Source organism: Streptomyces sp. NPDC051976 (genome assembly GCF_040680795.1).
Classification (GTDB): Bacteria; Actinomycetota; Actinomycetes; order Streptomycetales; family Streptomycetaceae; genus Actinacidiphila.
The window spans coordinates 1-7,943 of sequence record NZ_JBFAXL010000123.1 but is presented as its reverse complement, the minus strand read 5'-3'; the positions used below and the strand labels follow the sequence as shown (position 1 = coordinate 7,943).

Below are 7,943 nucleotides of genomic sequence, written 5' to 3'. Positions count from 1 at the left end.
AGGCCCGCGCGATCGCATCGTCCCAGTACTTCGCCGTCAGATTCGGCGTCTCGAACGTCAAAAACGTCAATGTGACGTCCCCCGCCTTACCCCCGCTCGCCGCCGGCTTGCTGGCGCCACTGCCCCCCGCGGAACAGGCGGTCAGCGCGAGCGAGGCGGTCAGGAGCGAGGCTCCGAACACCACCACGGTACGTCGTCCTCGCTTCCCGTACCGCTGCAAGGGCGCGGGGTACTGAGCGCTGACGCCAGTTCCCCCGCCACCGAGTGGGGTCCGTCCGGCTCTTGAGTTGGTGCTCATGTTCTTGGTGCCTTTCCTGGAGGTTTGGGTCGTGCGGAGAGTGGAGGTGGTCAGTTGCGCAAACGCGGGATACGCGTCCATGCGGTACTGCCTCCGGGCAGTACCCGGTCGCATAGGGGCTGGCTCGACAACTGCATTTCGCCCCATGTAGCCGGCACAGTGAAACCCTCGTCACCGAAGACGGTGACGCACACGGCGTTTCCACGCCGGAAGGCAAGTACGTCGGGTCGGTTTCCCGGATGGGTGAGCCAGGTGATGTCCCCGTCCGCGGCGGAGAACAACTCACGCCGGGTGCGCAGTGCGCCGCGGTGCAGCGCGAAGGTGGATCCGGCGTCCTCGATCTGCTCGGACAGCGCGTACTTCGCGAACCACTGCGGCTGCGGCAGCCACGGCTTCTCTGCCGCGTCGGAGGGCGAGAAGCCGAAGCCAGCGGCGTCGGTTGTCCACGGAAGCGGCACTCGGCATCCGTCCCGGCCCACGTCGAGCTGGCCCGACCTGGCCCACGCCGGATCCTGACGTGCCTCGGACGGCAGGTCCAGCACCTCCGGCAGGCCCAGCTCCTCACCTTGATACAAGTAGTGCGAACCGGGCAGAGCAAGCAGCAGCATGATCGCGGCGCGGGCCCGGCGCTCGCCAAGCGCCACGTCGACCTGTCCGCGGGGCCGCATGTACGCGACCTCGGCCGTGACGGGGAACGGGTGCGGTTGACGTTCGGTGATGCCGTAGCGGGTCACGGCACGATGCACGTCGTGGTTGGCCAGCGTCCAAGTGATGGTGGCTCCCGTGGAACCAATGGCAGCGAAGGCCCGGTCGATGGAGTCGCGAAAGAGCGCGGCGTCCCATGTCTGCATCAGCAGGTCGAAGAAGAACGCCTGTGGCAGTTCGTCATCGCGCAGGTAGGGCACAAGAGCAGCGGCGGTCGGCACCCAGACCTCGCCTACCAGGGTCAGCTCCCGCTGGGGGCCGTACGACTGCGCGATCTGCCGCCACCGGCGATAGATCTCGTGGACCTCCGGCTGGTCCCAGGCGAACTCGTTGAAGCCCTGGCCGTGCCAGTCCGGCAGGTCGGGGTGCTTGTACAGACCGTGAGCAACGTCGATGCGGAAGCCGTCGACCCCGCGGTCGAACCAGAACCGCAGCACCTCGTCGAACATGTCGGCGATCTCAGGGTTGCGCCAGTTGAAGTCGGGTTGCGCAGCGTCGTACATGTGCAGGTACCACTGGCCGGGGGCTCCGTCCGGGCCGGCGGCGCGGGTCCAGGCGGGGCCGCCGAACACGGACTTCCAGTTGTTGGGCGGTAGCTCGCCGTGAGGGCCGCGCCCGTCACTGAACAGGAACCGGTCGCGTTCCGGGGAACCGGGCGCGGCGGCGAGCGCTGCTAGGAACCACGGGTGAGCACTCGAGCAGTGGTTCGGCACCAAGTCCATCAGAACTTTCAGTCCGCGGGCGTGTGCCTCGTCGACGAGGGCATCAAAATCTGCGAGGCTCCCGTAGTCCGGATCGATGTCCCGGTAGTCCGCCACGTCGTAGCCATGGTCGGCTTGGGGGGAGGGGTAGCACGGGTTGAGCCAAAGCCCGTCGACCCCCAGGGTACTGAGGTGGTCGAGGCGGGCCCGCAGACCGGTCAGGTCGCCGATGCCGTCGCCGTTTCCATCGGCGAAGCTCCGGACGTACACCTGATAGATCACCGCACTGCGCCACCACTCGGCGGCAGCTCGGTCTGCGTTCTGCGGCATATCAGTCCTTTGTCTAGCTTTGCATGCCCATGTACATGGATCGGTGGCGGGAAGGCTGCTCCGGCGGGCCGCAAGAGCCCGGATCCTGCGGGGTCGCGCCACACGTCTGGGCCGGTTTAATAATGCAGGCTATGTTAATATTTTCGACGCGTTAGGATGCTGGCATTGGATGGGCGGCGACGTCAAGAGGCGGAGAAGGCACAAATGGCAGAAAGTTCACCACTCTCCCCCTTCGGTACACCGCCCAGCCGTGCCACGACGGCGTCAGCCCTACGCGTCGTCCACACGCATGCCGCGACAGCGCAAGAGCCCCTGGCCGCAGATGGCCTCACGCTGAGCCAGATCGCCTCACGAGCGGGCATATCCCGCCCCTCGGCCGAGGAGGGCATCGCCGAACTCATCGAGACCGGCCTGGTCGTCGAGACCACATCAGACCCCGACGCACCCCGCCCGGTCGGCCGACCGGCCAAGCGCTACCGCTTCCGGTCCGAGCACGGCTACGTCCTCGGCGTCGACATCGGCATCCACAAGGTCCTGGCCCTCTGCGCCGACCTCAGCGGCCATGTACTAGGCAGCCACCGGATCGAAGTTCGGGCAGACCTCGGCAACGACGAACGCGTCAAGGCCGCCAGGACCGCCCTCAAACGCGCCGCCCGGGCCTCATCCCTACGCCTCTCCCAAGTAGTGGCGATCGGCATCGGCACCACAGGACCTATCGACCCCGGCGCCACCATCGTGTCCCAGTCCCCCGCACTGCCCCAGTGGGCAGGGGTGAACCTGCGACAAGCCCTGTCCGGCATCAGCGCAGGCCCGGTGCTGGCCGACAACGATGCCAATCTCGGCGCACTCGCCGAGCGCTGGCGCGGCGCCGCCAGCGACAGCGCGGACATCGTCTACATCCTGGCTGGCCACCAGATCTCCGTGGGCATCCTCATCGACGGCCACGTACGCCGCGGACGCCACGGCGCGGCAGGAGAAATCGGTCAACTCCGCGCCGCGGGCTGGTACCAGGCACGAGACTCACTCGCCGCCGGCCGACCCGTCGACGACCCCCGGTTCATCCATGACCTGGCAACCGGCATCGCCGCAACGGTACTCACCATCGATCCCGACAAGATCGTCATCGGCGGCGGACTGTCCAACGCGGGCGACAAACTCCTCAAACCCCTACGCCGCCGCCTCCACGACCTGTGCATGTTCCCCATCCCTGTGGAGAGCTCACACCTTGGGGAGCAGAACGTGGCGCTCGGCGCACTCCGACTTGCCCTCGAGGATGTTGAAGGACGCCTTTTCACGACTCCGTCAAGGACCTGACTGCCCACTCGGGCGGTCCCAGCATCGGCTGGGACCGCCCAACGCCTGTCAACGCGCTGTGTTGGCGACAGGAATGCTTGTCGTTGCCCGGGTGACGGGCAGCGCCTTCTCCTTCAGTGGAGCATCATGTGCCGGTTGGTCAGGGCAGGTTCCACTGCTGGCTGGATCCGGTGGTGCAGGTGGTGATGACGAGTTTCGTGCCGCTACCAGTGCCATGACTGGTGCCGTCCAGGCACTTGCCGAGAATCTGCAGTTGGCTGGTCACCGGGTTGTGGCTCCATTTCTGGGCTGGTGTGCCGTTGCAGGAGTAGATCTGCACGGGTGTCCCGTCGGTGCTGGCTCCCCCGCGCACGTCCATGCACTTGCCCATCGCCTGCAGGGTGCCGTCGGCGGCGACGGTCCATGTCTGGGCCGCGGTGCGGTTGCATGATGAGAGCTGGAGTTGGTTGGAGTCGGTGTTGTCGGCCCCGGGGATGTCGGCGCACAGGCCGCTGGCGGCCTGTGCGACCGGGCCCGTTGTCGGTGCGATGGTGACAAGTGTCGCTGCGTGGAGCGTGATGTTGCCGTCTCCGGCGCCGCTGTAGGAGGTGTCGACGGTGTAAGCGATGGTGAGGGTCTGTCCGATGCTGGCTGCCTTGAACGTCAGGTCCGCCAGTCCGTATCCGCTGCCGGAAGGGGAGTCGAAGTACCCTGTATAGGGTGCCGCGCTGCCGTCACTGAGTGTGGCGGTCAGCTTTCCCTTCGCCGACCATGCGCCGAGGTAGACCCGCAGGCGCTGTGGTGTGGCCGTGGCCGGCACAGTCAGCCGGAAGCCGTTGCCGACCGAGCGGACGTAGACCGCGGTCGGGGTGGCCGTCACACCTGTGGTCGGTGTTCCACCCGCCCAGGTGTAGCTGACCTGGCTGTCGGCGAGCTGGTTGACCGGATTGCTGCCGATCACGGTGTAGTTGCTGATCGCCGGTGTGACTGCGGCCTTGTGGTCGAAGGCTGCCGCGTTGGTCAGGCCCCAGTGCGCCCAGTCGGTGGTGCCCTCCTGAGCGAGGTCGACCGTACCGGACGGCTGGGTGGCGACCGAGCCGGTCAGCGAAGCACCGCCGCCAAGGGCCTGCTGGGTGAGCGAATATGTCGTGCCAGCGGTGGTTGTGAAGGTGTACTTGTCGCCGGTGTGGGTGGTCGTGATGGTGGCACCGGTGGAGTCGGTGACGGTCAGTGTCCTGCCGGGCCAGGGGTTGAGTACGGTTACGGATCCGCCGGAGTTGTCTGCGGTCAGGGAGACGTTGGAGGCGGTGGCGCCGTCGTAGTCGGCGCTGACCAGGAAGCCCCCCTGGACGCGCAGGTTGCTGAAGTGCGCGGCCCGGCCCGAGGGGTAGTCCGGGAAGAGGCGGATGGTGCCGCCCACGGACTGGAGCAGCATGGCGTTGACGGCATCGGTGGTACCGACGCTCTCTAGGCCGCCGCCGGCTTGGTATACGCTTCCGTTGGTCTGCAGGCCCGCGCTGAGAACGGACTTGAAGGTGCTGAACAGGCTGTTGGCCGGGTACCCGATCTGCGCTGCGATGCCGAAGCTCTTGGCGAAGTTGTTGCCCTGGGTCCAGGAGTTCATCGCGTCCAGGGTGTCGATCGCGCTCTGCCGTGCCTTCTGGGGTGAGTCCAGGTTCAGCAGGTCGAAAGGGTGGATCCACTCGATGTTGCAGACGGTCCTGCCGACCAGCGAGGCGAAGTCGGTGGTGTCGTAATCGGAGGTGTAGACGGTCTTGCCGTTAAAGCTCGTGGTGGGGAACGCTGGCAGATGAGCCAGGATGTCGTTCCAAGCCGGCCGCAGCGGGGCGTCGACACCGAGGGTCTGGCTGTACTGGACAGCTTTGGACAGGACCAGCTTCACGGAGCTGAGGTCGAGCGCGTCGTCATGTCTCCAGTCACCCTCGTACGTTGCACCCATCAGGTGGTACAACCCGTCACCGCCCTTGGCCCCGAGGTAGTCCTGCCAGAACTGCGCAAGCGACTTCAGGTACGGATAGAGCGTTCCGCTCAGGTAGGCGCTGTCCGGGGCGTAGTCGTACCGGTAGATCATCGGGACGGCGGCGTAGCTGGCGTTCGACGGCTGGTTCCAGTAATCCAGGTCGGTACTGGCTCCCCACGGTCCGATGCCCACCGGGTAGAGGTAGCCGTGCGTGACGTTGTGCTGGGCGAGGTAGTCCTTGAAGGTCTGCGACACGCCGCTGCTGGTGGGCAGGTTCTGCAGACCGGCGACGTTCGCCTGACCGACACTCTCGTAGTCGGTGATCGACTGGATGTACGGGGTGGCCAACTCCGGGCGGTTGCTGGAGAACGCGCCGTAGTACGGGGCCTGAACGTTGTAGTTGAGGTGGTAGTCCCCGTTCCACGCCGGCGAGTCGCTGGTGATCCACGCGCCCCACAGACCCGGAGCGGTCCCCCCTGTTCTGGCCGCGCTGCCCAGGAGGTACTGGGACCCGTAGTAGTACTTCTCCACCTGGGTGTCGTAGACCCGCACATACGACTTAAGCCAGTAGCTCTTCCACCACGCCAGATGGTTGGTGTGCAGGGTCGCGACGCCGGTGGTGTCCAGGGCGTTGGCCGCGGAGATGGCATCGGCGACCTGGGTCGTGGCGTTCTTCCCGCCCCGCACCGCGGAGACGAGGGTGACCGACTGTCCTGCCGGCACCGTGAACTCGGCGGTCGCCACCGCCGAGTCACCACTGACCGGCTGCGAGCTCGTTGTGACCGTCGCGCCCAGCACCCGGGTCGCGATCGCGGCCCGCGACACCCAGGCCCCGCCGCTCTCAGTGCTGCGCGAGGCCCAGACCGTCGACCCGCTCACTCCCGAGGTGGCCGGCATCGAGCCGGTGTGCCTCGTCCAGGTGTCCAGGTCGAGCACCACGTTGTGGGACCCGGTGTTGTTTACCTGCGTAATCACCGCGTCCTGGTCGTCAGCCGTATAGGTGACCGTGTGGATCGGGGTGTTGTTGATGTTCAGGTCGGACGTGACCTGTGCATTGAGCAGATCCTGCGTCAACGAGTACGGTGAGGAACTGTCCGTGCCCGACGGCGGCCGACGGAGAGTCAGCCCGCCGAGGGCGACCGGGTGGGAACCGGTCGCGCCGGAGGGTGCCACGTAGTCCCACATGTCACTCTTGGACACAAACATGGTCTGCGCGTTGGTGTTACCGCCGACCTCAACGCCGATATCGCCGTTGCCGAGCAGTGCCCCTCCGGGGAACTTGTCGGTGGCCTGGCCGGTCGGCGGCGAACTCCACGTCCCGTTCAGGCTTGGCAGTAGACCCTGGAGCGCGGACCAGTCGTCGGCGCCGGTCGATGCGGCCTGCGGGAGCTTTGGCGCACCGGCGATACCGGATGCGGCAGCGGCCGGGGCCAGGCCGGCCGCGGGGACGCCCAGAACAACAGCTGTCACGATGGCCGACACCCCCATCCATCTGCGTTGTCTCATAGCTTTGAGAGCCTTTCTGCGCGTTGAACGGGTTGATTCCTTAACGACCCACCGCACCATGTATCGCCAGCGAGGCGTCGGCGGCGGGTTGGCCGCGATCTGGGACGTGGAGTTCAAGCCGATGGCTTGAACTGAGACGAGGTACCGCGTCGTGCCGTGTCGGTACGGCGACCTCGTTCGCATCTTCCATCCGAGTCCGGTCTGTCGACTACGGTGGTGAGCAGAGGGAGGTGCCGAGTTCCGGCTCGTCGGCCCCAAGTAAGCCGCCTCCGAAGCCCTCTCCACCCGTCTGACCGGAGCGCAGGTCGACAACCCAAATGCTTGGGGTAGGCAGCGATGAGGCCGCGCCGGGGATTGCAGGCATCGTCGCTCTCTTCCGTGAATCGCGCCATGAGACATCTGCGGCGATATTGGCCGACGACCCCACCCGGCTGGCCCCACCCAGGTCTCTCCCTGACCCCATAGGGCACGGCTTCCGGCATGGCAGGCCGACCGTCGTTCATTAAATAACGAGGTAACCTTAATATTCTCGAAACGCTGTGATCGTGACACCGCGCGGTGCAGAGCGTCAAGAGGGAGGAAGCAAAAGGCTGGAGGAGTAGCGATCGCCGCTGCGTCGGCTCACCATGCCCAGCGGGCGTGGGCCGACAGGCCTTGACCACTTCACCGAGCCAGTACGCTTGTGGCTGCGGAGGGCGTTGGCGCAGTGCGCCGATGACACGGCCGCGAGCAGCCAGCCGGGCCGCCAGGCCCCGCACGTCGTGATCAGTTCGACTACTGGGGTTGCTTGTAGGGGCGGACTGCCTCGGTTGTCGCAGCCATCGCTTCGGTGCTCTGGCTGTAGGTGCGCTGCGCGACGGCGATGTACAGCAGGTCGAGGACGGCCATCTGGGCGGCGGCTGGGGATGGTGTCCTGCCCGGGCGCGTCCGCAGGGACGGCGGTGGCTAGGACGAGGTGGACCCGACGGGCCAGCGGCGAGGCGGGGTCGTTGGTGAGCGCGATGGCCGTGGCGCCACGGGAGCGGCATTGACTTGGGTCTGGTGCAGGGTTGGGTGACAGGTTTGGTCACGCGGCCTGGAGGGCCTGTGTGGTCATGACGGTCTCGTACTCGACGGGTGTGAGCCGGCC

At 66.5% G+C, this 7,943-nt stretch carries 4 protein-coding genes and 1 pseudogene; 2 read left to right on the top strand and 3 right to left on the bottom strand.

Annotated features, from left to right (window positions below):
* Positions 1–187: pseudogene (locus tag AB0M29_RS44610) on the bottom strand (ABC transporter substrate-binding protein); the annotation flags it as partial.
* Positions 188–348: 161 nt separating this feature from the next.
* Complete coding sequence (locus AB0M29_RS44605) at positions 349–2,034, bottom strand: glycoside hydrolase family 13 protein (RefSeq protein ID WP_365393493.1); 1,686 nt, start codon at positions 2,032–2,034, stop codon at positions 349–351.
* Between the two features lie 204 nt (positions 2,035–2,238).
* Between AB0M29_RS44605 and AB0M29_RS44600 the strand changes: the two genes are divergently transcribed.
* Positions 2,239–3,348, top strand: a complete 1,110-nt coding sequence (locus tag AB0M29_RS44600) for an ROK family protein (RefSeq protein WP_365393491.1) — start codon at positions 2,239–2,241, stop codon at positions 3,346–3,348.
* Between the two features lie 139 nt (positions 3,349–3,487).
* Here AB0M29_RS44600 and AB0M29_RS44595 read toward each other — a convergent pair whose 3' ends face one another.
* Positions 3,488–6,778 carry a ricin-type beta-trefoil lectin domain protein gene (locus tag AB0M29_RS44595; protein WP_365393489.1) on the bottom strand — a complete coding sequence of 1,097 codons (3,291 nt, stop codon included), beginning with the start codon at positions 6,776–6,778 and terminating at the stop codon, positions 3,488–3,490.
* 1 nt (position 6,779) lies between these two features.
* On the opposite strand from AB0M29_RS44595, the gene AB0M29_RS44590 reads away from it, so the two are divergent.
* A complete protein-coding gene (locus tag AB0M29_RS44590; RefSeq protein WP_365393488.1) occupies positions 6,780–6,944 on the top strand; it encodes a hypothetical protein in 165 nt (54 codons plus the stop codon).
* Positions 6,945–7,943 lie beyond the last annotated feature (999 nt).

What these genes read in the sequence shown, in the direction of transcription:
- AB0M29_RS44600 (WP_365393491.1), top strand. Translation starts at nt 2,239, where the DNA reads ATGGCAGAAAGTTCACCACTCTCCCCCTTCGGTACACCGCCCAGCCGT.
- AB0M29_RS44605 (WP_365393493.1), bottom strand. Translation starts at nt 2,034, where the DNA reads ATGCCGCAGAACGCAGACCGAGCTGCCGCCGAGTGGTGGCGCAGTGCG.
- AB0M29_RS44590 (WP_365393488.1), top strand. Translation starts at nt 6,780, where the DNA reads ATGGCCGACACCCCCATCCATCTGCGTTGTCTCATAGCTTTGAGAGCC.